At 57.4% G+C, this 25406-nt stretch carries 21 protein-coding genes and 1 pseudogene; 3 read left to right on the top strand and 19 right to left on the bottom strand.

Annotated features, from left to right (window positions below; genetic code table 11):
* Window positions 1-92: 92 nt before the first annotated feature.
* On the bottom strand, window positions 93-347 hold the full coding sequence (locus TPH_RS04335) for a hypothetical protein (protein ID WP_148275842.1): 255 nt from the start codon (window positions 345-347) through the stop codon (window positions 93-95).
* A gap of 276 nt (window positions 348-623) precedes the next feature.
* On the opposite strand from TPH_RS04335, the gene asnB reads away from it, so the two are divergent.
* From asnB to TPH_RS04320, 3 genes are all read left to right on the top strand, one after another.
* Window positions 624-2468 carry an asparagine synthase (glutamine-hydrolyzing) gene (gene asnB, locus TPH_RS04330; RefSeq protein ID WP_015049974.1) on the top strand — a complete coding sequence of 615 codons (1845 nt, stop codon included), beginning with the start codon at window positions 624-626 and terminating at the stop codon, window positions 2466-2468.
* Between the two features lie 297 nt (window positions 2469-2765).
* Window positions 2766-4184 (top strand): type I glutamate--ammonia ligase, encoded by a 1419-nt coding sequence (gene glnA, locus TPH_RS04325; protein WP_248642560.1) that lies wholly within the window; start codon window positions 2766-2768, stop codon window positions 4182-4184.
* 13 nt (window positions 4185-4197) lie between these two features.
* Window positions 4198-5955 carry an NAD+ synthase gene (locus TPH_RS04320; protein WP_015049972.1) on the top strand — a complete coding sequence of 586 codons (1758 nt, stop codon included), beginning with the start codon at window positions 4198-4200 and terminating at the stop codon, window positions 5953-5955.
* Between the two features lie 38 nt (window positions 5956-5993).
* Here the strand turns inward: TPH_RS04320 and TPH_RS04315 are convergent, their stop codons facing one another.
* The 18 genes and pseudogenes from TPH_RS04315 to purC form a co-directional block, all read right to left on the bottom strand.
* The gene (locus tag TPH_RS04315; RefSeq protein WP_028991076.1) at window positions 5994-7442 is read right to left on the bottom strand and encodes a cobyrinate a,c-diamide synthase; all 1449 of its coding nucleotides are present in this window, start codon (window positions 7440-7442) and stop codon (window positions 5994-5996) included.
* Between the two features lie 272 nt (window positions 7443-7714).
* Window positions 7715-8452: a GltB/FmdC/FwdC-like GXGXG domain-containing protein gene (locus TPH_RS04310; RefSeq protein ID WP_015049970.1), complete on the bottom strand. Its 738-nt coding sequence runs from the start codon at window positions 8450-8452 to the stop codon at window positions 7715-7717.
* Window positions 8440-9720, bottom strand: a complete 1281-nt coding sequence (locus TPH_RS04305) for an NAD(P)/FAD-dependent oxidoreductase (RefSeq protein WP_015049969.1) — start codon at window positions 9718-9720, stop codon at window positions 8440-8442. Before TPH_RS04305 ends, TPH_RS04310 begins: the two co-directional genes overlap by 13 nt.
* A complete protein-coding gene (locus tag TPH_RS04300; protein WP_015049968.1) occupies window positions 9721-10179 on the bottom strand; it encodes a 4Fe-4S dicluster domain-containing protein in 459 nt (152 codons plus the stop codon).
* A gap of 11 nt (window positions 10180-10190) precedes the next feature.
* A complete protein-coding gene (locus tag TPH_RS04295; protein ID WP_015049967.1) occupies window positions 10191-11693 on the bottom strand; it encodes a glutamate synthase-related protein in 1503 nt (500 codons plus the stop codon).
* 32 nt (window positions 11694-11725) lie between these two features.
* On the bottom strand, window positions 11726-12835 hold the full coding sequence (locus tag TPH_RS04290; protein WP_015049966.1) for a class II glutamine amidotransferase: 1110 nt from the start codon (window positions 12833-12835) through the stop codon (window positions 11726-11728).
* Window positions 12836-13018: 183 nt separating this feature from the next.
* Entirely contained in the window at window positions 13019-13588 is a 570-nt protein-coding gene (locus TPH_RS04285) for an ANTAR domain-containing response regulator (RefSeq protein ID WP_015049965.1), read from the bottom strand.
* A 232-nt stretch (window positions 13589-13820) separates the two neighbouring features.
* Window positions 13821-14051: a hypothetical protein gene (locus tag TPH_RS04280; protein ID WP_015049964.1), complete on the bottom strand. Its 231-nt coding sequence runs from the start codon at window positions 14049-14051 to the stop codon at window positions 13821-13823.
* 281 nt (window positions 14052-14332) lie between these two features.
* A complete protein-coding gene (locus tag TPH_RS04275) occupies window positions 14333-14992 on the bottom strand; it encodes an HD domain-containing protein (RefSeq protein ID WP_015049963.1) in 660 nt (219 codons plus the stop codon).
* A gap of 4 nt (window positions 14993-14996) precedes the next feature.
* Complete coding sequence (purD, locus tag TPH_RS04270) at window positions 14997-16265, bottom strand: phosphoribosylamine--glycine ligase (protein WP_015049962.1); 1269 nt, start codon at window positions 16263-16265, stop codon at window positions 14997-14999.
* Between the two features lie 426 nt (window positions 16266-16691).
* Entirely contained in the window at window positions 16692-18293 is a 1602-nt protein-coding gene (gene purH / locus TPH_RS04265) for a bifunctional phosphoribosylaminoimidazolecarboxamide formyltransferase/IMP cyclohydrolase (protein ID WP_015049961.1), read from the bottom strand.
* Window positions 18265-18984, bottom strand: coding sequence for a phosphoribosylglycinamide formyltransferase (gene purN, locus TPH_RS04260; RefSeq protein WP_015049960.1), 720 nt, complete (start codon window positions 18982-18984; stop codon window positions 18265-18267). The genes purH and purN overlap by 29 nt, the downstream gene beginning before the upstream one ends.
* Before the next feature lie 6 nt (window positions 18985-18990).
* A complete protein-coding gene (gene purM, locus TPH_RS04255; protein ID WP_015049959.1) occupies window positions 18991-20043 on the bottom strand; it encodes a phosphoribosylformylglycinamidine cyclo-ligase in 1053 nt (350 codons plus the stop codon).
* 96 nt (window positions 20044-20139) lie between these two features.
* On the bottom strand, window positions 20140-21549 hold the full coding sequence (gene purF, locus TPH_RS04250) for an amidophosphoribosyltransferase (RefSeq protein ID WP_015049958.1): 1410 nt from the start codon (window positions 21547-21549) through the stop codon (window positions 20140-20142).
* A complete protein-coding gene (gene purL, locus TPH_RS04245; protein WP_015049957.1) occupies window positions 21519-23720 on the bottom strand; it encodes a phosphoribosylformylglycinamidine synthase subunit PurL in 2202 nt (733 codons plus the stop codon). Before purL ends, purF begins: the two co-directional genes overlap by 31 nt.
* Entirely contained in the window at window positions 23720-24436 is a 717-nt protein-coding gene (purQ, locus tag TPH_RS04240; protein WP_015049956.1) for a phosphoribosylformylglycinamidine synthase subunit PurQ, read from the bottom strand. Before purQ ends, purL begins: the two co-directional genes overlap by 1 nt.
* On the bottom strand, window positions 24433-24687 hold the full coding sequence (gene purS / locus TPH_RS04235) for a phosphoribosylformylglycinamidine synthase subunit PurS (protein ID WP_015049955.1): 255 nt from the start codon (window positions 24685-24687) through the stop codon (window positions 24433-24435). Before purS ends, purQ begins: the two co-directional genes overlap by 4 nt.
* Window positions 24680-25396 (bottom strand): annotated as a pseudogene (gene purC / locus TPH_RS15635) (phosphoribosylaminoimidazolesuccinocarboxamide synthase); the annotation flags it as partial. The gene purS and the pseudogene purC, both read right to left, overlap by 8 nt.
* Window positions 25397-25406 lie beyond the last annotated feature (10 nt).

Here is a 25406-nt window from a genome sequence, read left to right as displayed (position 1 = left end):
TGCCTTACCGGAATATTAATTTGTTGTAAATACTACACCAGACTTTTCAACGTTACAACCCCTTTCCGCAAAGTATACACGTATACTTTTCGTTACTCGATGCTCGGGTCGGCCGCCTGCCGGTTTGCCATGAGAGCCGCCTTCGATGTGCCGTCGCAGGTCAGGATCCTCCCGTACATGCAAGGTCTGCGGTCCCTGAAAATCCCCCACTGCGCCCGCCGGTCCTCAATTCCATCCAGATCAAACCCTGCTACCAAGATCATCTCCTGATCGCGGCCGGCTTCCGCAACCTTCTCCCCCGTATGGCCGGCAATAAAGGAGCCCATCCCCGGGATGGGAACCGCCACCGTCAGACACGGCCGGCGGGTGATGGCAGAAATATAAACCTCTTATATATCCGTCCGGCCATCGCCTCCTGCCACCACGGCCTCACCTTTGCATTGGCAAGCCCGGGACTTTTTGAATATATCAAGTATGGTTATCTACTCAAACAAAGTCATATTTTAAAAAACAGGCATATTATATCTTGAAAACCTATAAGAATCTCCGGCAACGGCGCCGGATACTTTTTAAGTTCGGCGCCTTTTATTTTGGAAACACAAGTGAAAGGAGCGGAAAGGCCGATGTGTGGAATCGCAGGCTGGATTGACTGGAAGAGGGACCTGAGAAAACAGCTGCCAGAACTGAGGGTAATGCAAGAAACCCTCGTCAACCGGGGGCCCGATGCCGAAGGGATGTGGATCTCCCCGTGGGCTGCCCTGGTTCATCGCCGGCTGATCGTGGTCGACCCCAGGGGCGGCGGGCAGCCTATGGTGAGGAAACGCGGAAAACAGCGGTACATCCTGGTCTATAACGGGGAGCTGTATAACACCAACGAGCTGCGCCGCGAACTGGAGCAGCGCGGCCATATTTTTTTCGGTCACTCCGACACAGAGGTGCTGCTCCTCTCTTACATCGAGTGGGGGGAAAGGTGTCTCGAGCGGCTCAACGGCATCTTTGCCTTTGGCATCTGGGATGAAACCGAACAGAGCCTGTTCCTGGCGCGCGACCGACTGGGAGTTAAACCGCTTTTCTATGCCGAAAGAAACGGCTCTTTCATCTTTGGCTCGGAAATCAAGACACTCCTGGCCAATCCCACGATCCACCCGGAGGTGGATAGCGAGGGGCTGGCAGAAATCTTTGTCATGGGTCCCGCCAGAACACCGGGACACGGCATCTTTCGGGGGATCAAGGAGCTCAAGCCGGGATACTGGCTGATCTATGACCGCAGGGGGGTCAGGACCTCCCCTTATTGGCGGCTGGAAAGCCGTCCTCATCCCGATGACTTGGAAACAACCGCCGCCAAAGTGCGCAACCTCCTTCAGGATGCCGCTGAGAGGCAGCTCATGGCCGACGTGCCGGTCTGCATTCTGCTTTCAGGAGGCCTTGATTCCAGTGCTATTGCAGCCTTCGCCAGCGAGGCCTCGTCGCGTAGCGGTACAGGCACTCTGAACACCTATTCGGTGGACTATGTCGACAACAACCGGTTTTTCCGGCCCAACCAGTTCGAGGCCGGTGCCGACTCCCCTTGGGTCCGGAGAGTCTCCACATTCCTGAAGAGCAATCATCACAATATCGTCATTGACACTCCCGATCTGGTTGATGCTTTGGAAAGCGCCCTGCGGGCGCGCGACCTGCCTGGAATGGCCGACGTCGATGCCTCCCTGCTCCTGTTTTGCCGGGAGATCAAAAAAGAGGCCACAGTCGCCCTCTCCGGTGAAGCTGCGGACGAGATCTTCGGCGGCTACCCCTGGTTTTACAATCAGGAGAGCATCGCTAACGACGGCTTCCCCTGGATCCGCATGCTCCCTGAGCGGATGCGCCTGCTCTCGCCGGATCTAGTCGAGAGGATACAGCCGCAAGAGTATCTGTCAGCAAGGTACCGAGAAGCCTTGGCGGAAGTACCGCACCTGGAGGGGGAAGAAGCTTACGAAAAGAGGATGCGGAAACTTCTCTATTTGAACATCACCAGATTCATGCCGATCCTGCTCGACCGCAAGGACCGGATGAGCATGGCTACCGGGCTGGAGGTAAGAGTCCCCTACTGCGACCACCGCCTGGTCGAATACGTCTGGAATATTCCCTGGAGAATGAAGACCTGCGGCAAGATGCCAAAGGGGATCCTGCGTAGGGCGCTCAGAGGGATACTGCCCGATGATGTTCTCAACCGGCGCAAGAGTCCCTACCCGAAGACCCATCATCCCGCTTTTTTGGAAGCAGTGCGCTCACTCGCCCTCCAGGTGATCTCCGACCCCAATTCCCCCCTGCTTCCTCTAATCAACCGTGAAGCGGTCCGACAGGTCATTCTGTCCTCTGCCCGGGACTTCAATCCGGCATGGTTCAGCCAGCTCATGGGAGGAGCCCAGTACCTGGCCTACCTGGTACAGGTAGATATGTGGTTGCGAGACTATCATGTGGTCATTGTATGAGTCACGCAATGTATCATGTATATTTGCCTCACAGACCCCACTTTGGCGTTGACAGTTCTCAAGATCCGGCTATAATAAAGATTGAAAAAAGAACATCCTTCGTTCAGGCGATGTTGTCTGTACCGGGGTAATGAAGCCCTCCTATCGCAGAGGAGGGCTTTCGTCATTTTTGGAGCAAGGGGGCTCCTGCCGCAGTGCTGCCGGCAGGAGTTCTTTATTGGTCTGCGGGGAGGTGACAACCGGAAGTCTGGTTAAGCTGAATTGAACCTTGAGATCAACAAACAACGAGGAGGTAAGATGATGAAACCGGAGGAAGTAGTAGCCTTAGTGAAGGAAAAAGGAATTCAGTTCATCGATATGAAATTCAACGACTTACCCGGCCTCTGGCAGCATTTCACGATTCCCGCCGGGGAACTGACGGATGAGGTCTTCAGAGAAGGGCTGGGTTTTGACGGCTCCAGTATTCGGGGCTTTCAAGAGATCCAGGAAAGCGACATGATCCTGATTCCGGACCCCGACACTGCAATCGTCGATCCAATCTGCAGTGTTCCCACCCTGTCTCTGATCTGTGACATCTACGACCCGATCACAAAAGAACCCTATACCAGGGATCCCCGCTTTGTAGCGAAAAAGGCCGAGTCCTACCTCAAGGAGTCGGGCATCGCCGATACCAGCTACTGGGGCCCGGAAATGGAATTTTTCATTTTCGACGACGTGCGCTTTGACCAGACTGTGCATTGCGGATACTATTTCGTCGACTCCATCGAAGGGGAATGGAACACAGGGCGCGAAGAAAAGCCGAACCTCGGCTACAAACCTCGCTATAAGGAAGGTTATTTTCCGGTTCCTCCCCACGATTCCTTGCATGACCTGCGCAGCGAAATCGTCCTTGCCATGCTCGAAATCGGGAACGGCATTGAAGTACACCACCATGAGGTGGCCAGCGGGGGACAAGGGGAAATCGATATGAAGTTCGATACTCTGACCAAAATGGCCGATAAATGCATGAAATACAAGTATATTGTCAAGAATATCGCCAGACGCCACAACAAAGTAGCCACATTTATGCCCAAACCGCTTTTCCAGGACAACGGTTCGGGAATGCACACCCATCAGTCCCTTTGGAAAGATGGGACCAACCTTTTCTTTGACCCCGACGGCTATGCTCAAATCAGTCAAACCGCCAAGTATTACATCGGCGGACTGCTCGAGCACGCCCCGGCACTGATGGCCTTCTGCGCCCCCACAACCAACTCCTACAAAAGACTGGTTCCCGGATTCGAAGCCCCAGTCAATCTGACTTACTCTTCACGGAACAGAAGCGCCGCCATCCGGATTCCGATGTACTCAAACAACCCTAAAAGCAAACGCATCGAATTTCGCCCTCCCGACTGTACCTGCAACCCCTATCTGGCCTTCGCCGCCATGCTGATGGCGGGTCTCGACGGGATTGAAAGGGAGATCGACCCCGGTGAACCGATAGAAAAAAACATCTATAAACTGGAGGGACCGGAGGCGCATAAAGTCAAAACAGTGCCAGGGTCGCTGGAAGAAGCGCTTATCGCCCTGGAGCAGGACCATGACTTCCTGCTGAAAGGAAACGTCTTTACTGCGGACCTGCTCGACGTCTGGATCAGGTACAAACGAGAACGGGAGATCGATGCCATCAAGCTGCGCCCTCATCCATACGAATTCCACCTCTATTTTGACCTTTAAAGGGGGAGTAGCCGTGCGCCTCGCCCTTGCCCAAATCAATTCCACAGTAGGGGATCTGGCCGGTAATTTGCAAAAAATTACCGGCTTTGCCCGTCAAGCGGCAGCCTGGGGGGCGGACCTGATCTGCTTCCCGGAACTGGCCCTTACCGGATATCCCCCAGAGGACCTGCTCCTTAAAACCAGCTTCCTGGCAGCCGCCAGCAACTCCCTCGAGAAACTGGCAGGTTTTACGAGGGACCTGGAACCGGTTATCGTCGTCGGCTGCATCGATGTTCGGGAGGGCAACGTCTATAATGCGGCGGCGCTCCTGCACAAGGGCTCCCTTGTGGATGTCTACCATAAAAACTATCTCCCCAACTACGGTGTCTTCGATGAGAAACGCTATTTCCAGAGCGGAACGGGAGGCCTCGTTTTCACCTGTGCCGGGGTCAATGTAGGACTTACCATTTGCGAGGACATCTGGCATCCGCTGGGCCCCGCCCTTCTAGAAACCCACTGCGGAGGGGCGGAAATCATCCTCAATCTGAGCGCTTCCCCTTACCATCGGGGCAAGCACTACCAGCGGAGAGAGATGATGGCCGTAAGGGCTGCCGACCACACCTGTTTTCTGGCTTTCGTGAACCTCGTCGGCGGCCAGGATGAGCTGGTCTTTGACGGGAACAGCATGATTTTCGATGAACAGGGCAGGCTGATCGGGAAAGGTGCCTCCTTCCGGGAAGACATCCTCTTCGCTGACATCACTGCAGAAAGGATACTCCGCACCCGGCTTCACGATATCCGCCACCGGGAGCTCAGAGCGCCTCCCGACCAACCCCAGCAGGAGTTGCGTAGGGTTTTCATTTCCGGCCGCTCCGGGAGAGCTTACCCCCCGCTGAAAACGGGAAAACCAAACCGGGAAGAGAACAAGCAGGAGGAAGCGGAGATCTACGCGGCCCTGGTCCTGGGTGTCCGGGATTATCTTGATAAAAACGGGTTCAGGCGCGCCTTTATCGGGTTGAGCGGCGGGATCGATTCCTCCCTGACCGCCGCCGTCGCCGTCGATGCCTTGGGGCGGGAGCGAATAACCGGAATCTTCATGCCATCGCCGTTCACCTCCCGGGAAAGCGCTGAGGACGCCCGGGAGCTGGCAGCAAACCTTGACATCGATATCCTTACCATTCCCATCGAAGAGATTTTCGATGCCTACATCAAAATCCTCAACCCCGCCTGCGGCTGTCAGATCGCCGATATCACCATGCAGAACATCCAGGCGCGGATCAGGGGAAATATCCTCATGGCCCTGGCCAACCAATACGGCGGGATCGTCTTAACGACTGGGAACAAAAGCGAGCTCAGCGTCGGCTACGCCACCCTGTACGGAGATATGGCCGGGGGATTTGCGGTTCTGAAGGATCTCCCGAAAACACTCGTTTATCGCCTGGCCCGTTACCGGAATATGGTTGCCGGAAAAGACATTATCCCGCAAAGGGTGCTGAAAAAGGCACCAACCGCTGAGCTACGGGAAAATCAGAAGGATGAGGATGACCTGCCGCCCTATTCCATCCTCGATCAGATCATCGAGCAGTATGTGGAAGAGGATCTAAGCCTTGAAGAAATGATCGACGCCGGTAGCGATCCCGAGCAGGCGCGCCGGATAATTGCCATGATTGACGGAAATGAATATAAGAGGCGGCAGGCCCCTCCCGGCGTCCGGATCACCCCCCGCGCCTTCGGCAAAGACAGGCGGATGCCCATCACCTGCAAGTTTCACGAAGATTATTGCAAAAGCTGACCCCCTGAGGTTCGCCGCTCACCTCCGGTGAAGAGGGGCTACCCGCCGCCCTTTTTTAGCCAGGAGCGACAGAAAGCCAAAAAGCGGGCCGCAGCCTGAGTGGAAGATAAAAAGTGAAAGTGCAGGTAAGTAGCGAGGAGATTCCCGGAGGCATAACCATCACGTCTTACCAGGCGGTTCCCCTTTCGAAAGGAAAACGCCCAGGGAAAAGGTTCCTCCTCAGGGATAAAAGATGAATAATGAAACTCGTGACCTCGCAGCACTTCTCCCGACCGGCAGAGGACATTGTCAGAAAGGGCAGAAGCTTCAACATACCCTATCCCGGTAAGATGCTTTTCCAAGCGGCACGAGCCCGGCACCAACCCCACCATGGGATGGGCATCCCCCCGGCCGTCAAAAATTTGCCTGCAGAGGTACATAAACCCACCGCACTCGGCATAGATGGGCATTCCTTCAGCGTGGGCACGGCGCAGGCAGCGCATCATTTCCCTGTTTTCCGCCAGCTGCCGGCAGAAAAGCTCCGGAAACCCCCCTCCCAGGAGGATTCCACTTATACCCGCCGGCAGTCTCCGGTCACGTAGGGGGCTAAAAGGAACCAGATCCCCTCCCAGCCTCTCCAACAGGTCCAACCCGTCCCTGTAATAAAAATGGAAGGCATCATCCCAGGCGTACGCCAGGAGCACCCTCTCGCCACCCGGCGGAGGAGGCTCCTGGATATTGAATCTTTTCGCAGCGGCAGCGAGACGATCACCAGCGGCAGACCGCCCTTTGCAGCAGGAACCGCACCCTGAAGAAGCACTTGCGGCCAATCGGACAATCCCGTCCAGGTCAACTTGAGCCGAAACCGCCTCTACCAGCTTCGGAAGAACCTGCTTTACCTGCTGCTGTTCGGTGACAGGTACAAGACCGAGATGCCGCTCTTTTAAAGAAGGGATACTCCCATCCCGGATTGCCCCCAGCACCGGGATATTCCCCGCCTCCCGGAAGCTCTCCCGCAACAGCTCCAGGTGCCTGGGCCCCTGCACGCGATTGAGGATCACCCCTGCCAGGGGAAGCTGCGGGTCAAAGGCGCGGCACCCCAAATACTCCGCAACCGCGCTCCGCGCCTGCGCCTGCACATCTATAACAAGCACAACGGGGCAATCCAGCAGTTTGGCCATTTCGGCGCTGCTCCCCCTTTCCCCACCCCCCTGCAGGCCGTCAAAGACCCCCATCACCCCTTCGATGATGGCAATGTCCTTACCGGCTACCGCCCTCCCGAACAACTCACACACCCCGCCAGGGGAGAGCAGCCAGGCATCGAGGTTACGCGAAGCCGCACCCGTTACAGCAGTATGATAGCCGGGATCGATAAAATCGGGGCCTACCTTGAACCCCTGGACGCGGTAGCCGCGGGCGGTCAGGGCTCCCATGAGACCCGTAGCGATACTCGTTTTTCCCGCTCCGCTGCGAACGGCAGCGATCATCAGGCGCGGCACCTTCATCATCTTCTTCCCCCTTCACGTTCTTACCGGGCACCCGGGTTATCCGAAAAGCCCCTTCCCAAAGCGCAAGTAGACGACCCTCCGCCCATCCGCCACCGCCCGGCGGGCGAAAGACTCCACAAAATGATGGTAGCCCCCAACCTCACCTATCTGTCATACCACATTGCCCCCCGGCCGCAGATGATCCTGAATCCCATCCAGACCGGAGATACCCGTGGATACCGCTCAAGGAAACCCCCCGAACCCATGAACCCATGAGGAAAGCGCACCCCCTCTCATAAGCCCGTGTACAGCCCAGCATAGGGGCGATTTCCCCTGGGGACAAACTTTTGGAAAGCCAAATCCAACAGCGCAGAGCGGTCAACCCCGAAATATTCACAAAATCTCTTGAAATAAGAATCAAGAAGCTTGATGTCACTCTCATCGAGCGGAACGGACAGAACATCCGGACTCAGTTGCTTTTCCTCCACCCTTCCCCTGACGTAAATGCATCCCCCGTGCATGCCGGAACCGCAGTGACTTCCGACAATTCTTCCCTCTCCCCGCAGACCGAGAACAATAATCCGGCCGCCGGCCATGTACTCGCCCAAAAAGGCGCCAGCGCTATTACCGATGACGATAACCGGGCACTGGTCGCGGTATTCCTTCATGTGAATACCCACCCGGTATCCGACATTGTCCCGGACGAAAATCTCCCCCCCACGCATCCCGTAACCCAAAACGTCCCCGGCGCTTCCGTGGACAATTATCCTCCCGCTGTTCATGGTATTCCCCAAAACATCCTGGGCATTGCCGTGAATAACCAGTTCAGGCCCATCCAGGTAGCAGCCAATGTCATTACCCGGCGTACCGTTGATGATCAAACGCCGAGCACCCTGGAGACCCGCACCGATATAGTACTGGCCGTTGACACCATCCAATGTCACCTTAGATGCCCCCCTTGCCAGGGCGGATCTCACCTCGGCGTTCAGTTCCCGGTAATGCCTGCCATTGGCCTTGATCAGAACCTCCAAGTAAGTTCACCCCTCTCCCACCGCCAGCTGAGGCGCACCTCTTCCGGAAGATCAACTAGACCGAAATCGCCCTTTAACAAACCCTGGCGTTTGTCTGCCAGAGGCGTCCTGCTCTTAATCAGGGCCGTCAGTATCCCCACTCGGCTGATCTCCCCGATACAGATATAACCCACTAGCCGTCCTTCACGAAAGTTCAGGCGGCGGTAAATCTTCTCCGCTTCCTTCAGGTATCGAACCGCCTCCACCCCGGCATCTTCAGAATTGCTGATGCCGGCAGTAGCGATCGCTAATCCAAAGAAACTGACCGAATTCAGAGCCACCCCGCCGGGATAGACTACCTTCTCACCGGCCATGTTCCGTCCGGCCGTTTCCCCCTGTCTATAGGCATTAGGTAGATTGGCAATCACCCTGCGCTGTTGTAGAACGATATCCCATCCTTCGGAAACATCCCCTGCTGCAAAGATGCCCGGCAGATTTGTCTGCAGCTGGTTGTCAACAATTATCCCCTGACCGACATCCACACCGGTATCACTCACAACCTCCAGATTCGGCCGCACCCCGGTGGCCACGATCACGGCATCAACAGCTTTAGATCCCCCGTCGGCGAAGATTAAACCCTCAACCCGAGAATCGCCGGCAAGCTCCACAACCGGAACGCCCAGCTGAAAACCGATCCCGGATCCCGCCAGGTGCCTTTTGACAATCTCCGCTCCTGCCGGATCCAGAATGGAGCTTAAAAGACAGGAGGAAATATCGGTAACCAGCACCCGGGCACCGAGGTGGACCAGGGCTTCCGCGGCTTTCAATCCGGTCAATCCCCCTCCGATCACCGCGCACCGTGAGCCCGGGGAGACATACTGGCGCAGTGCCCGCGCATAATCAAGCTTGTTAAAAAAGAAGACCCCTTTCTTCTCTATTCCCTTGATGGGGGGTGTTACCGGACGGGAACCAGTGGCAATCAGCAGCCGGTCATAAGGGAGCACCTCACCGGTTTCGAGGATTACCTCCTGCCGGTCGGGATCTATCCTTTGAGCTCTGACACCCAGCCTGGCTTCTACCCGGTTAGCCGCATAAAAGTCGGCCCCGCGATAGCCCATCTCGTTCTCGGCTACCTTCCCTTCCAGGTAGTAGGAAATCAACGGGCGAGAGTAACAGGGGTACGGTTCTTCCGCTATCAAGGTGATGGGGTTCTCCCGATCGCTTCGCCTGATGCCCTCTACCCCCCCAATCGCTGCAGCTGAGTTGCCGATGATGAGATGGTTTATCATCTATTCTTCCCTCCCGTCCGCCAATTCCAGAGCATCGTTCGGGCAACCGGCTACACAGGCCGGAACCTCCCGGATGCCCTGGCAGAGGTCACACTTCGCCGCCACCATCCTCTTCCCTCCCGAAGGCCTAATTGCACCGTAGGGGCAGGAGACGATGCAGGTCCAGCAACCGATACAGCGTTCCTGTGCAAGGACAACAACACCGCTGACCGGGTCAATCCTGAGAGCGCCCGTCAGGCAGGATTTGACGCACTCCGGTTCCCTGCACTGGCGGCACGAAAGGGCAAAGGATGTTTCCCCCTTCTCTTCTACCAGCACCCTGGCAATCGGCCTTTCCTTCTGCAGCTTGAACGCCTTCCAGATGTCATGCGGATAAGACGAATGTGCTGTAATACAGTTGATTTCGCACAGGTGGCACCCAATGCAGACATCCTCTTTGCAAATAACTCTTTTGCTCATTTTCTTCCCACCTACTCTCCGGCAGCCTTGACTTGAAGTATCTCCAGTTCTCGCTCCGTCAGATCGACCCCCCGCAAGGCCAGGCGATTACCCCGTAAGCTTTCAATGGCGTTGATGCCCATTCCCCCGAGCATTTCCTTGATTTCATGCTTCCAGGCCCGGATCAGATTGGACGCCCTGCGGGCACCGATATCCGGATTCAGCCGCTTCGCCAGATAAGGGTCGGTTGTGGCTATCCCCCAACTGCACTTCCCCCGGTAACACTTCTGACACATATGGCAACCGAGAGCGATGAGTGCAGCAGTGCCCAGATAGACCGCATCTGCTCCCAGAGCAATCGCTTTAACAACATCCGAACTGTTCCGGATCCCACCGGAGATCACCAGTGAAGCCTGATTGCGAATCCCCTCTTCCCGTAGCCGAGTGTCAACGGCAGCCAGCGCCAGTTCAATAGGGATGCCCACATTATCCCTTATCCGCAGGGGAGCTGCTCCGGTTCCTCCCCTAAAACCGTCAATAACGAGAATGTCCGCTCCGGCTCTGACCACACCGGAAGAGATGGCTGCCACATTATGAACCGCCGCAATCTTGACGGCGACAGGCTTTCGATACCCGGTAGCCTCTTTCAGCGAGTAGATCAACTGCCGGAGGTCCTCGATGGAGTAGATGTCATGATGAGGAGCAGGAGAAATGGCATCACTGCCAAGAGGGATCATGCGAGTCCTGCTGACTTCCTTGCCCACCTTGTGTCCGGGCAGATGCCCGCCGATACCTGGTTTGGCTCCCTGGCCGATTTTGATTTCCACAGCAGCAGCCTGATTGAGGTAATCGACGTTTACTCCAAACCGCCCTGAAGCCACCTGAACGATAAGGCGTTCTGCATAAGGAGCCAGATCGGGGTGCAATCCGCCCTCCCCGCAGTTCCAGTAAATCCCCTCACTGACGGCAGCGCGCGCCAGGGATTTATGGGTATTCAAGCTTACCGCTCCAAAGGACATGGCGCTGAACATGATCGGTACATCCAGTTCCAGCTGCGGAGGTAAGTGCTCTTTGAGGACGCCATCACGCAGTTCAAGAGCATCCGGCTTGCGTCCCAGTATCGTCTTCAGCTCAACCGGTTCGCGCAGGGGATCAATGGAAGGATTGGTAACCTGGCTGGCGTTCAGCAAAAGGCGGTCCCAGTAAATCGGATAAGGACGGTCATTGCCCATACCGGTTAGCAAAACTCCGCCGGTTTCCGCCTGCAGGTAGATCTGGTCGATGTCGCTTCTCTGCCAGTTGTCATTGTCGGTATACTCCAAAGGCGTTCTGCTAACAGTCAACGCCTTTGTCGGGCAGAAGACCACGCAGCGATGGCAGTTAACACACAAATCATCGTCGGAGATAATCTGTCCGGTTTCCTCATCCCAACGGTGGACGCCATAAGCGCACTGCCGCACACAAACCCGGCAGGCAATACAGCGTTCGGGGTCTCTCTGGATCGTATATAACGCCGTTCTGAGACTCATCGCCATAAGCTCTCCCTCCTCACACAACCCGGCTGCATCTAAAGCCGGCTCTCTGCCCGGCCGGATTTATCTTCCAACAGACCGTAGACAGGCTCTCCTCCCTTTGGTGCCCAGAGCAGATCAGGGCAGGGACAGATCGCCCGAATGGCCGATTCCTCGCTGGCAACGAAAACATAATCCCCCTTTACGGCAGCCACCAAGGGACGCAGCTTGATGCGGTCGTTCATGGCGATCATCCCCCAACGGCAGCCAACGATAATCGAAAAGGGGCCGTTCAAAAGAGCGCTGCCGTAGACCACCCGAAGTGCCCGCCAGGTACGGGCGGACCCCTCATCCATCAGATCGATCTCATCCCAAAAAGGTGCCGCCATGATCCCAAGCGCCGTCCGGAGAGGTAACCCGTCCTTCCTTACCAGGAGATCTAAAAGATAGGTAATCACCTCGGTGTCGGTCTGCAGGTTGCACCGGTAACCGCGCATCTCCAGGTATCTGCGGTTGGCGTCATAGGAAGAAATTTCGCCGTTATGCACGACCGCCCAATCCAGCAGTGTGAAGGGGTGGGCGCCCCCCCACCAGCCCGGAGTATTGGTGGGAAACCTCCCATGGGCCATCCAGAGATACGCCTGATAATCTTCCAGCCGGTAGAAATCCGCCACATCCTCCGGATAACCGACCGCCTTGAAAACGCCCATGTTTTTGCCACCGGAGGCCACTGTAGCTCCAGGAAATTCGCTGTTGATCCTCATGACACAGCGTGCCACATAATCCTCCTCATCAATCCCCGATAAGTGGCACCTGTCATCTTTTGGAAGCAGAAAATACCTCCAGATGTCAGGAGCATCTGAAATAAAGCGGTTCTTCCTGGTGGGGATCATTTCAGCGGCTTTGATCTGAAAATGTCTGCGCAGAAACTCTTCCGTTTCCTGGCGGGCGGCAGTAGTCCGGTAAAAAAGATGCAGGGCATAACAGTCCTTCATCTCCGGGTAGATGCCGTAACCCGCGAATCCTCCCCCCAAACCATTGGAACGGTTCCTCATATTGGCGATGGAACTAACGATTTTCTGGGCGGAGAAAACCTTCCCCGATCGGTTGATGATACCTGCCACGGCGCAACCAGACGGTATCCTTACTTCCCCTTCTTTTCTCATCTCTGCTCCCCCTGTTCAATAAACAAAAAGACGCCTTCGGATATTGCCTCATATCCAGAAGACGCCGTTGCCCTCTCCTTTAAGCTGGCGGGATACACCTTCGTACCCCGGATCTCATGTCATTTGTTAGACGTATTATTGTTCGAATTACCCCAACGGGAATAAAGAAGCCTCAGACCTGGCCTACTTATTCCCTTCGATTTCACTGGCCAGGATAACAGCGGCAGCTATATCCTTCATCGGTACACCCCTGTCCATACTCTGTTTTTGAAGCAGCCTGTAAGCGTCCTGCTCATCGAGCCCGAGGCTCTTCATCAAAATTCCCTTGGCCCTTTCGATCAGCTTGCGGTTATTCATGGCCTCTCTCAATTTACGCAAATCCTTGCGCAGGCTCTGGACGCGGTTCTTGTATAACATAACGGCATCTATTGCAGCAATAACACTCCTTCTGGCAACAGGTAACACCAGATAGTGAAAATCACGCACCTCCTGGGTGCTCAGGTCGCTCACCAGGAGCAACACCACTGACAGGTCGTCCTCTTCGACGATCCTGGCGGCTTCCAGAACACTTCCGCCGCTTAATTGAAGATCCATAATTACGAGATCGCAAGAGATGGTCCTGACTTTTCGGAGGAGATCGGGGACACTGGTAGCTTCGGCCAAAATCCGGCATCCGGACCCGGTGAGGATATCCTTCATACCCTCCCGCAATTCCTCTGAAGAAATGCCGAGCAGCACATTGATGTGAGGCACAACAGTTCCCCCTCCCATCCTGCCAAAAAAGCATCCCTCCTGACAAACGCTCTGTCGGAGGGACGCCTTTGCCCCTTTACCCATCTGCTTTTAACAAAAATTATAGCATCCCCCGCAAGCATATCAAGAGATTGCCGCCGTAAATATTGTATACTTGTTCAAAAATGAATGGAGAAGCTTTGAGAAGCTGTCATTTAAACCGCAATGTGAAGGCCGACCTAAAGGATGCTCCCTACCTGGAATATATCATTCTGCTGAGAGGGCCAAAGACAAATTCCACAACACTGGTTGGGTTAGGAAGGGGCAGGTCGAGGGCCAGGGCAACGGTGAGACCGACCCCGATGAAGAACAGGACACAGAAAGCGAAGAATTCACGGTGCATCTGCCGTTTTAACAGGCGCGGCACTTCGTACAGCGCAACCGCCGCTCCCGCCAAGAGGATCAACAGCACTTTTAAGAACATGATCCCAACACCCCCAATTATTGTTCAACGATGGGGGGTGATTTATTCCGGTTTCAGTTCATTGAGCACCATTACGCTGAAGACCTGGGGTACAGCAGCGAACAATCAATCTTCCCACGGGCAAGACGCAGGAAACTTCAGGCAGCCAACGTCCAACTAAGCAAGGAGAAAGCACAGCCCAATCCAAGCACGAATGCGTTAGTATCCAGCCGGAGAAAAAAATAAAAGCAGGGATAACCCTGCTTGAGAGCAATGCCGCCAAAATGGCTTTCAAAATGGCTTTAAAGAAAGCGGCTTCCGTTGATCACCAGCCCGAAGCGGCAGTTGAGAAAGTTGGCCGCCCTCCGGCAGAGGAGCATTTTGGTCATGAAGATTTCAAAATACTCCATCACCGAACAGATGGTGGTGTCGATTTTCAGGTTCATGACGATTTCTTTTCTTTCCGGGTCGGCTTCCAGATACGATTCCCGGGCAGCGTAGTTCACCCGATCGCGGGTGGTGAAGGTGGCCTCATCCTCCTTGCGGACCCTGGTATAATGCACATTGGATTTATCTGCCAGAATGACCGCTGCCGCCACATTGCTCACAGCAGTTCCCGACCTTTCCTCATGGTTGCCGATGGCGGCGATCACCGTGGCAATCTCCTCCGGCGGCATCCCCATGCGCAGCAACAGGTGAAAGGCGATCAGCGCCCCGCTCCGGCCGTGCTCATACCTGTTGACGACATTTCCGATATCGTGCATATACCCGGCTATAGCCGCCAGCTCTGCCTCCCGCTCCGGATATCCCAACACCTTCAGGATGCGGTAGCTCAAACTGGCCACATGGCGGGCGTGCTCCTCATCATGGGTGATGGCCAGCATGGTTGACAGGTACTCGTGGACCTTTCTCATCAGCACCTCAACCTCCGGGTTCTGCTGAACGTCTTCCAGGCGGATCACAGGATCACCCCCCGGATTTGAGGGCTCGGTGGGCGATATCCCGCCGGAAGTGCATACCGTCGAAGCGGATCTTCTCCACCCCGGCGTAAGCCCGATCCACCGCCTCTCGCACTGTGGCGCCAAAACCGGTAACACCCAGCACCCTTCCTCCGCTGGTGACCAGTTTGCCTTCGGCCAGTCCCGTACCGGCGTGAAAGACCAGCACATCCGGGGGCACCTCATTCAGCCCGGCGATTACCTTCCCCTTCTCGTAGCGCCCCGGGTAGCCACCGGAGGCCAGGACTACGCAGGCGGCAGCTCGCGGGTCCCACTCCAATCGGATACCATCCAGCCGCTCATCCAGGACGGCCTCTACGACCTCAACCAGGTCCGTTTTCAGCCGCGGGATCACAACCTGGGCCTCCGGATCGCCAAAGCGGCAGTTGAACTCCAGAACATAAGGCCCCTTTGAGGTGATCATCAGTCCGGCATAGATTACCCCCTGGTACACAATCCCATCGCCGGCCAGTCCGCGGATCAGAGGCTCCAGGATTTCCCTGCAAACCCGCTCATGCAGCTCCTCTGTGTAAACCGGTGGGGGTGAGTACGCCCCCATTCCACCTGTGTTAGGGCCGGTATCCCCGTCGTAGGCCCGCTTGTGGTCCTGGGAGGCCACAAGGGGCTTGATACTTTTGCCGTCGGTAAAGGCCAGCACGCTAACCTCTTCCCCTTCCAGCAACTCCTCAACCACCACGGCCTTCCCCGCATCTCCGAAGGCCCTTTCCACCATGATCAGCCGCACGGCCTCCTCCGCCTCTGCGGGACTCCCGGCAACGATTACCCCCTTGCCTGCCGCCAGGCCGTCCGCCTTCACCACACACCTGCCGGCTCTTCGGACATAACGCAGGGCGGCCTCCGGATCATCGAAAACCTCGCACGATGCCGTGGGAATGCCGTACCTCTGCATCCTCCTCTTGGCAAAAACCTTGCTTCCCTCGAGGAGGGCGGCCCCGGCGGTAGGGCCGAACAACCGGAGCCCCCGGGATTCGAAAACGTCCCTGATCCCGGCCACAAGGGGCGCCTCCGGCCCCACTATCGTCAGGTCGATCCTCTCCCGGCTCGCAAAGTCGGCCAGGGCCTGCACGTCATCTCCCTGAATGGCCACACACTCGGCATCACTGGCGATCCCCCCGTTTCCAGGGGCACAGTAAATTTTTTTCACCAGAGGGCTCTGCTTGAGCTTCCAGACCAGGGTGTGCTCCCGCCCACCCCCGCCAACTACCAGAACTCTCATCTCTTTCCTCCCGGTCAAAGCGGCCCGTCGTTAGTTTTGTTTGAATTAAGCATTACCCTGATTGTCAACCCGGCAGGCAAGAGCCTGCCGGCAACTACCGACCGCCGATAATTGTGCTGTCCTGAAAATACGTTTCGATTTATCCTTGTGCTTGCTCCCGGATCTTTCGGTCTCACTCGCCCTAAGAGTTGTCGCCAGACAAGCAACCACCGGCTCATATGACGGCATCCCTGCCGCAGAGTCGCCTATCTCGACACCCTGTCTCGATTCGGCTGCTTGCTATGCTTCTTCGTCAAGGCTAGTAACAACCTCCGCAAGGTCGCTGCGCCGACAAGGATAACCCCTCAATCAACCACACCATCAGCTCCGCCGTCGGAAAATCTTCCCGTTTATTACAAGGCCTTGGAAACGGACTTATGCTGTGCACTAATGCTTGAAGTGACGCCTGCCGGTGAAGACCATCGCCATCCCTGCGGCATCGGCAGCGGCGATCACTTCCTCATCCCGGATCGAACCGCCGGGCTGAATCACAGCGGTAACGCCGCTCTTGGCGGCATATTCAAGGGTGTCCGGGAAGGGCATAAAGCCGTCGGAAGCGAGTACCGCCCCCCTCGCCTTCTCCCCGGCCTGGGTCAGGGCAATCCGGGCGGCGGCGACGCGGCTCACCTGCCCCCCACCGATGCCCACCGTCTGCCTGTCCCGGGCCAGGACGATGCCGTTGGAAAACACATGCCTGACCACAATCCAGGAGAAGATGAGGTCTTCCCACTCCTTCTCATCGGGATGGCGTTTCGTCACAACCCGCCCCATTCGCGGCAGGCTGTTGATATCGGTGATGGCATCAGGATCCTGCAACAGGTAGCCCCCGCTCACCCTTTTGACATCCATTCCCCGGTATAAATCGGCGAACTCCCCGGCACAAAGAATGCGTAAATTCTTCTTGGTCTTTAAAACCGCCAGGGCTTCTTCGGTGTAAGCCGGGGCGATCACCGCCTCCAGGAATGTTTCCGTAAGGGCGGCTGCCGTATCCCTGTCAACCGTCTTATTGAGGCCGACCACTCCTCCGTAGGCGGCCACGGCGTTGGCCTCGTAAGCACGCCTGTAGGACTCGGCGAGGGTGGCTGCACAGGCCACCCCTGAAGGGGAGCTGTGCTTGATAACCACGGCAGCGGGAACCTCGAACTCCGCAACAACGTTCAGGGCGGCATTCAGGTCGAGAATGTTGTTAAAGGACAGCTCCTTCCCATGGAACTGACGGGCTCCCGCAACCCCGTAAGGAGGCATTGTGTCCTCCCGGTAAAAGGCTGCCCCCTGGTGAGGGTTCTCTCCGTAACGCAGGTCGGCAACCTTGACAAGAGGAATCATCAACCTGGAAGGATATTTTTCCTTTTCAGGTGAAATATCGAGGCTTTCCGGGGTTTTAATCCCGGTTAGATAGCCGGCTATTGCAGCATCGTACCGGGCGGTGTGCCAGAAGGCCTCCTGGGCCAGCATCAGCCTGGTAGCCAGACTGATTTCTCCTTTTTCCTCCAGCTCCTGGATAATCTGCTGGTAACGGTTGGGGTTGACCACCACGGCCACCCTCTGGAAATTCTTAGCGGCAGCCCTTACCATCGTCGGTCCGCCGATATCGATCTTCTCCAGGGCCTCCCGGACGGTCACACCCGTCCGGGCAACGGTCTCTTCAAAGGGATAAAGGTTGACGACAACCAGACTGATGGGTTGGATATCCAGCTCCTCCAGCTGCCGCCGGTCCTCCGGGAGATCCCTGGCCAGGATCCCGGCATGCACCTTCGGGTGCAGGGTTTTGACGCGTCCGCCCAAGATCTCCGGAAAGCCCGTAACATCCTCCACGCGCTCTACGGGGACTCCGGCCTCCTCCAAAAAGGCAGCCGTCCCTCCGGTAGAGATCAGGTGATATCCAAGATCCACCAAGGCCCGGGCGAATTCGGCTATCCCTTGCTTATCGGAAACGCTGATAATTGCCCGCTTCTTCCCCTCAATTGTGCTGGGAGTTTGATCGCTCATTCGGTGTAACCTCCTTGATAATATCCTTGTTCTTCAGCCATTCCAGCACGCAGTCGCGCGGCTGTTGCGGCGCTCTATTCTCCCAATCGATGATCACCCTCCGGCCCTCAAGCCTCAATCTCCCCTCCGCAAAAAGCTGCAGGGCAGCCGGGTACGTCAGGTGCTCCTTGGCGAGAATGCGATCGGCCAGGGTTTCCGGAGTGTCGTCCTGATAGACGGGGACCACCGACTGAATGATGATGGGGCCGGTATCGACACCGGGATCCACAAAATGCACGGTACATCCACTATAGCGCACTCCGTACTCCAGTGCCTGCCGCTGTGCTTCCAGGCCGGGGAAAGAGGGCAGAAGCGAGGGATGAATATTGAGAACTCGCCCCGGGAAGGCATTCAGGAAAACGGGAGTCAATACTCTCATGAAACCCGCCAGGGCGATGCAACCCGGTTTCAACTCCATCACCTGCCGGGCCAGAGCAGTATCGTACTCCTCCCTGGAGGGGTATTTTTTCGGGTCGACGAATACCGTTGGAATGTTGCGCTCCCTGGCATGCTCAAAGGCATAAGGATCCGGTCTGTCGCTGAAGACCCCCACGACCTGGGCCTGGAGGGCTCCCACTTCGACGGCATCAATGATCGCCTTGAGGTTCGTCCCCCGTCCCGAAACCAGGACCGCCAGGCGAAGCCTATCCATAATCTTTCACCTTCTTAAGTCATCAATATAATCAACACCGGACCCCTCACGGACGGATCCGATGACAAAGGGCTCCTCTCCCAGCTCCTGCAGCGCCAGCAAAACATCTCCGGCCCTATCCTTCTCCACGATGACGACGAAACCGATCCCCATGTTAAAGACCCGGTACATCTCCTCCGTCGTCACCTGCCCCTTCTCCTGCAGGAAGCGGAAGACGGGTGGTACCGGCCAGGCACCGCGCCGGATCACCACACCCAGTCCCTCGGGCAAAACACGGGTGGTATTTTCCGTGAGGCCGCCTCCGGTGATGTGTGCAGCGCCTTTGATCGCCGGAGCAACCGGCTTTTTTCTCAACTCCAAAATCGTTTTCACATAGATTCTGGTAGGAGTCAACAGCTCCTCCCCAAGGGTGCGGCCGGTTGCCGGAAAGGGATCAGACAGGCTTAACCCACAACCTCGTAGTATATGGCGCACCAGGGAAAAACCGTTGCTGTGCACCCCTGAAGAGGGAAGGCCGATCAAAACATCCCCTGCCCTGATCCCACTCCCATCGAGGATCTCCCCCCGCTCGACCGCCCCTACCGCAAAACCGGCCAGGTCGTACTCCCCGGGCGGGTAGAAGTCGGGCATCTCTGCAGTCTCCCCTCCGATGAGAGCGCACCCCGCCTCCCGGCAGCCTGCGGCGACCCCCTTGACGATCTCCTCAACCAGTTCCGGGAGCAGCCTGCCGCAGGCAACATAATCCAGAAAGAACAGCGGCTCGGCACCACAAACCAGGATGTCGTTGACGCACATGGCCACCAGATCAATCCCGACGGTATCGTGCTTCCCCAACATCTGGGCAATCTTCAGCTTGGTGCCGACGCCGTCGCTGCCGGAAACCAAAACCGGCTCCCGGTAACGGCCGATATCGAGAGCAAAAAGGCCGGAAAAGCCCCCGATACCGCCCAGCACCTCCGGCCGGACGGTGGAGGCCACGTGCTTCTCGATGAGTTTGACGGCACGGTTTCCGGCATCGATATCCACACCCGCTTTTTTGTATAAGGAGTGATCAGCCACAGTTAATCCCGCCTACCTTTCTTCATTCCTCCACGTTCAAAGCAAACGGCAGCGGCGTCTCTCCCGCCGCCCACCCCCGGGCAGTATCCCGGGGTTCTACGCCTGCGAACAGGGAACGTCAACCGGATAATTCCCGCTGAAACAGGCATCGCAGAGCTCGTCCGGGGGGATGGGGGCCATCGCCGCCAGGAGCCCCTTCCGGCTCAAGTAGTGCAGGCTGTCCGCCCCGATGAATTCCCGGATCTCCTCCAAACAGTGGCTGGCCGCGATCAGTTCCCCTTTCTCCGAGGTGTCTATTCCATAGTAACAACCATGGGTAACGGCTGGGGAACTCACCAGCATATGCACCTCTTTCGCCCCTGCCTCCCTGATCATCTGGATGATCTTGCCGGAGGTGGTACCCCGGACGATGCTGTCATCGATCATAATAATCCTCTTCCCCGCCAGGGACTCCCGCACCGGATTGAGCTTTAACCTGACTCCCAAGTCACGCATCTCCTGCGAAGGGCGGATAAAAGTGCGCCCAACATAGCGGTTCTTCATCAGCCCTTCCCCGAAGGGCAGGCCGCGCTCCGAGGCGTAGGAGAGGGCGGCGGTGGTGCCGGAGTCGGGCACCGGAATCACCAGGTCCCCATCCAGCGGGCATTCCCGCGCCAGCTCTCTTCCCAGGGCCAGGCGCGCCGTCTGCACGTTGAGCCCGTCGATCACGCTGTCCGGCCTGGCAAAGTAAACGAATTCAAAAACGCACAGGGCGCGCTTCTGCGGTTGATGGGGCTTAAGAGAGGTGATCCCGTTTTCATCGATCATCACAATCTCCCCGGGAAGCACATCCCTGATGAACTCCGCACCGATGGTGTCCAGGGCACAGGACTCGGATGCCAGCAGATAGCCGCCATCCAGGCGTCCCAAACAAAGCGGCCGCATCCCGTGCGGATCGCGGATGCCGTAGAGCCTCTTCTCCGTCATCAAGACGAGAGAATAGGCTCCGCGTATCCTCTCCATAGCCTCCATTATTCCCTCTAGCAGATCCCCGGTTCCGGCTCGGGCAATGAGGCTGACGATCAGTTCGCTGTCGGCCGTGGTCTGGAAGACCGCACCGGACTGCGCCAGCTCCCTCCGAAGTTCAGCGCAGTTGGTCAGGTTGCCGTTGTGCGCCAGGGAAATCATCCCCTGCTGATAGTGAAAGGTAAGCGGTTGGGCGTTTTCGACGGTGCTCTCCCCGGCGGTGCTATAGCGGACATGCCCTATGGCAACGCTGCCGCTAAGGCGTGACAGGATCTCCTCCGTAAAGAACTCGCTGACGAGCCCCATCCCCTTGCGGCAGGTGATGCACTTCCCATCACCCACTGCGATGCCGGCGCTCTCCTGCCCGCGGTGCTGGAGGGCGTATAAACCGTAATAGGTGAGGCGCGCCACATCAAGGCCGGGGGCGTAAATGCCGAAAACGCCACAGGCCTCGCGCGGCTTGTCTTCATTCAAAAGTAAGAAGCAATGCTCCCCCGCCATACTTCTTTCATCTCCTCAACAGATATCTTCGTTACAACGCTCCCGCCGGCATCAGCGATCAGGAGATGGCCCCCGCCAGTCGTACCGATTACCCGGCAGTCGACACCCCGTGCGGCCGCCTCCCGGACAACGGCAGGCAATTGAGCCGGGGCGCAGGAAACCACAATACAAGACTGCACTTCGCCAAAAAGGAGCTCATCAAGCCGCCCGGAGAAGGGAAGTTCCACGGTCGCACCCAGTTTGCCGGCAAGGCAACACTCGGCCAAAGCCACGGCGAGCCCTCCCTCCGCACAGTCGTGAGCGGATTTGATCAGCCCTTCTCGCACCAGACTGCGGCAGCATTCCTGAACTCTTTTTTCCCGGTCGAGGTCGAGATGCGGAACGGCTCCGGCCTCCAATCCGTGGATCACGGACAGGTATTCGCTGGCACCGAGCGTCGGAGCAAACCTCCCCAACAGCACGATCTCGTCCCCGGGATCTCTGAAGGCGCCGGTGACATGCCGCGCCACATCCGGCAGGAGGCCCACCATCCCCACCACCGGGGCAGGATGAATGGCCTCTCCATCTGTTTCATTATAAAAGCTCACATTACCGCTGACAACAGGGATCCCCAGAGCGCGGCAGGCCTCGCTCATCCCCTCGACGGTTCTGGTGAACTGCCAGTAGATCTCCGGCTTCCCGGGATTGCCGAAGTTTAAGCAGTCGGTGAGCCCCAAGGGCTCCGCCCCCACACAGCTAAGGTTGCGCGCCGCTTCGGCGACGGCAATAGCCCCGCCGCGATAGGGATCCAGGTAGCAGTAGCGGGGGTTTCCGTCGGTGGTCAGGGCGATCCCCTTGGGCGTTCCCTTAACGCGCAGAACGGCGGCATCGGCCCCCGGCCCCACCACGGTATTCAGCATCACCATGTGGTCGTACTGGGTATAAATCCACTCCTTGCTGGCGATGTTCGGTGATGCCAAAAGTTGGCGCAACACGGCGGTCAGGTCCTCCGGCTCAGGGAGGGCGTCCGGCGTCCAGCTTCGCAGCCTCTGGTAATATTCGGGCTCCCGCTGCTCCGGGTAGTAAACCGGGGAATCGGTCAGGGCTTTGACTGGTATCTCGGCCACAGGGTTCTCACCATCCAGGACGCGGTAGATCCCGTCCCCGGTCACCCGGCCGATCACTGCGGCTTCCAGCCCCCATTTGCTGAATATCCGTCTCACCGGCTCCACATGCCGCGGCTCCAAAACGAGCAGCATCCGTTCCTGGGATTCGGAAAGCATCACCTCATAGGGTGTCATTCCCTCCTCCCGGCGCGGCACCAGGGAAACATCGATCTCCATCCCCGTGCCGGCCCTTCCGGCCATTTCGGCGCTGGAGCTGGTCAGCCCCGCCGCTCCCAAATCCTGAATGCCGACGACATAGCCCTTTTTAATAACCTCCAGGCAGGCCTCGATGAGGAGCTTCTCCAGAAAAGGGTCACCGACCTGCACGGCCGGGCGGCGCTCCTCGCTCTCCTCGCTCAATTCCTCAGAGGCAAAGGTGCAGCCGTGGATCCCGTCCCTGCCCGTCCGGGCGCCCACAACCATTACCGAATTGCCCACCCCTGCAGCCTGCCCGCGCCTGATCTGAGCGTGTTCCACCAGACCGACGCACATGGCGTTGACCAGGGGGTTCTCCCTGAAGCTGGGATGGAAAAAGACATCCCCGCCGACGGTGGGAATGCCGAGGCAGTTACCATAGCCGGAGATTCCGGCCACTACGCCGGAGAAGAGATAGCGCACCCGGGGGTCGGCAAGACTTCCGAAGCGCAGGGAGTTCAACAAAGCAACGGGGCGCGCCCCCATCGCGAAGATATCCCGCACAATCCCCCCTACCCCAGTAGCCGCTCCCTGGTAGGGTTCGATGGCCGAAGGATGGTTGTGGCTCTCTATCTTCAAGGCCACTCCCTGGCCGTCACCGATGTCCACTATCCCGGCATTCTCCCCGGGGCCCTGCAGAACATGCCTGCCCTCTGTCGGGAACCTCTTTAAAACAGGGCGGGAATTCTTATAACTGCAATGCTCCGACCAGAGTACTGCGAAGATCCCCGTTTCCAGATAGTTGGGCTCCCGTCCGAGGATCTCGCAGATCCTCTCATACTCCTGTGCCGTCAACCCCATCTCCTGCCAGGCAGGCTTCTTCTCGGCCATTACGCAGTCACCCTCTTCTGCCGCTCCATTCCCCACCAGTGCAGTATGGAAAGGAAGAAGCGCCTCCCATCGGTATTGCCGACAATTTCTTCACAGCAGCGCTCCGGGTGAGGCATCAGGCCGAGGACATTACCCCTTTGATTGCAGATCCCGGCAATATTGCCCAGAGCACCGTTGGGGTTGGCGTCCGGGGTAACCTCACCCTTCTCAGTGCAGTAACGGAATACGATCTGCCCTTTCTCTTCCAGCTGTGCCAAGATCTCAGGGGTGGCATAGTAGTTCCCCTCACCGTGGGCAATGGGATACCTGATCACCTCTCCGCGGCGATAAAGGCCGGTGTAGGGGGTAGCCGCATTCTCCACCCGCAGGAAGACATCGCAGCAGCGGAACTGCAGGGATTCATTGCGCCTCATCGCCCCCGGAAGCAATCCCGCTTCCAGGAGGATCTGGAACCCGTTACAGATCCCCAACACGAGCCCCCCTTTTTCGGCAAACTCCGCCACCTCCTCCATCACCGGGGCAAAACGGGCGATGGCCCCCGTCCTCAGGTAATCCCCGTAGGAGAACCCCCCGGGCAGGATGACGCAGTCAATCCCGGAGAGATCCCTTTCCTGATGCCAGATGTAGGAAACGGGGTGGCCGAAGACCCGATCGAGGACATGGTAGCAATCGACATCACAGTTGGATCCGGGAAAAACCACCACTCCGAATTTCACGGCGCCACCTCCCGGAGCTCAAAGGTATAGTCCTCGATGACCGGATTGGCCAGGAGCCGGTCGCACATTTCCCGCACTTCCTTTTCCGCCTCCAGCCGATCCGTCGTTCTCAGGGTGAGCATAAGGTACTTCCCCACCCTGACGTCCTCCACCCGGTCGTATCCCAGGGCAAGCAGGCCGCTTTTGACTGCCTTTCCCTGGGGATCAAGAATCGCCTTTTTCAGTGTCACAAATACTCGCGCCTCAAACAACCGGCTTCCCTCCTTGCAGCCTCTTCCAGATCTCCTCATAGGCCGGGATCAGCCCACCCAGGTCGTGCCGGAAGCGGTCCTTATCCAGTTTTTCTTTCGTGTCCCGGTCCCAGAAGCGGCAGGTGTCGGGAGAAATCTCATCCGCCAGGATAATCCCGTCCCTGCAGCGGCCGAACTCCAGTTTGAAGTCCACCAGAATCAAATCCCTGGAAAGAAGGTAGGCGCTCAGCACCTCATTGACCTTCAAGGCGAAGTCCCGCAGCTCCCGCACTTCCTTCTCCGCGGCAAAGCCCAGGGCGAGGATCTGGTCCTCGGTGACCTGGGGATCGTGCAGTTCGTCATTCTTCAGGCAGAAGTCGACGACCGGCCGGGAAAGAACCCTTCCCTCCGGCAGTCCGAGCTTTTTGGCCAGGCTCCCCGCCGCGATGTTCCGCACGATCACCTCCAAGGGGATTATCTCCACCCTTCTGACCAGAGCCTCCCTCGGGCCGAGCAGCTTTACGAAATGCGTCGGCAAACCGGCAACTTCCAGGAGGGAGAAGAAATGGGCGGAAATCCGGTTATTCAGGCTCCCCTTACCGGGTATCACATCCCTTTTCAGACCGTCGAAGGCAGTGGCCTCATCCTTGTATTCCACCCAGTAGAGGTCGGGATCCGAGGTCCTGTAAACCCTCTTGGCCTTCCCCTCGTATAAGAGTTCCCCTTTTTCCGGTACGGGG

This window comes from Thermacetogenium phaeum DSM 12270 (assembly GCF_000305935.1).
In the GTDB taxonomy this organism is placed as follows: domain Bacteria; phylum Bacillota; class DSM-12270; order Thermacetogeniales; family Thermacetogeniaceae; genus Thermacetogenium; species Thermacetogenium phaeum.
Note: the sequence above shows the minus strand (reverse complement) of the source record. Positions and strands in the feature narration are given on the sequence as shown.

What these genes read in the sequence shown, in the direction of transcription:
- purF (WP_015049958.1), bottom strand. Translation starts at nt 21,549, where the DNA reads ATGGCGGGGGAGCATTGCTTCTTACTTTTGAATGAAGACAAGCCGCGC.
- TPH_RS04295 (WP_015049967.1), bottom strand. Translation starts at nt 11,693, where the DNA reads ATGGCGATGAGTCTCAGAACGGCGTTATATACGATCCAGAGAGACCCC.
- purH (WP_015049961.1), bottom strand. Translation starts at nt 18,293, where the DNA reads ATGAGCGATCAAACTCCCAGCACAATTGAGGGGAAGAAGCGGGCAATT.
- TPH_RS04300 (WP_015049968.1), bottom strand. Translation starts at nt 10,179, where the DNA reads ATGAGCAAAAGAGTTATTTGCAAAGAGGATGTCTGCATTGGGTGCCAC.
- TPH_RS04305 (WP_015049969.1), bottom strand. Translation starts at nt 9,720, where the DNA reads ATGATAAACCATCTCATCATCGGCAACTCAGCTGCAGCGATTGGGGGG.
- asnB (WP_015049974.1), top strand. Translation starts at nt 624, where the DNA reads ATGTGTGGAATCGCAGGCTGGATTGACTGGAAGAGGGACCTGAGAAAA.
- purL (WP_015049957.1), bottom strand. Translation starts at nt 23,720, where the DNA reads ATGGCCGAGAAGAAGCCTGCCTGGCAGGAGATGGGGTTGACGGCACAG.
- purD (WP_015049962.1), bottom strand. Translation starts at nt 16,265, where the DNA reads ATGAGAGTTCTGGTAGTTGGCGGGGGTGGGCGGGAGCACACCCTGGTC.
- purN (WP_015049960.1), bottom strand. Translation starts at nt 18,984, where the DNA reads ATGGATAGGCTTCGCCTGGCGGTCCTGGTTTCGGGACGGGGGACGAAC.
- TPH_RS04280 (WP_015049964.1), bottom strand. Translation starts at nt 14,051, where the DNA reads ATGTTCTTAAAAGTGCTGTTGATCCTCTTGGCGGGAGCGGCGGTTGCG.
- TPH_RS04290 (WP_015049966.1), bottom strand. Translation starts at nt 12,835, where the DNA reads ATGAGAAAAGAAGGGGAAGTAAGGATACCGTCTGGTTGCGCCGTGGCA.
- glnA (WP_248642560.1), top strand. Translation starts at nt 2,766, where the DNA reads ATGATGAAACCGGAGGAAGTAGTAGCCTTAGTGAAGGAAAAAGGAATT.
- TPH_RS04315 (WP_028991076.1), bottom strand. Translation starts at nt 7,442, where the DNA reads ATGATGAAGGTGCCGCGCCTGATGATCGCTGCCGTTCGCAGCGGAGCG.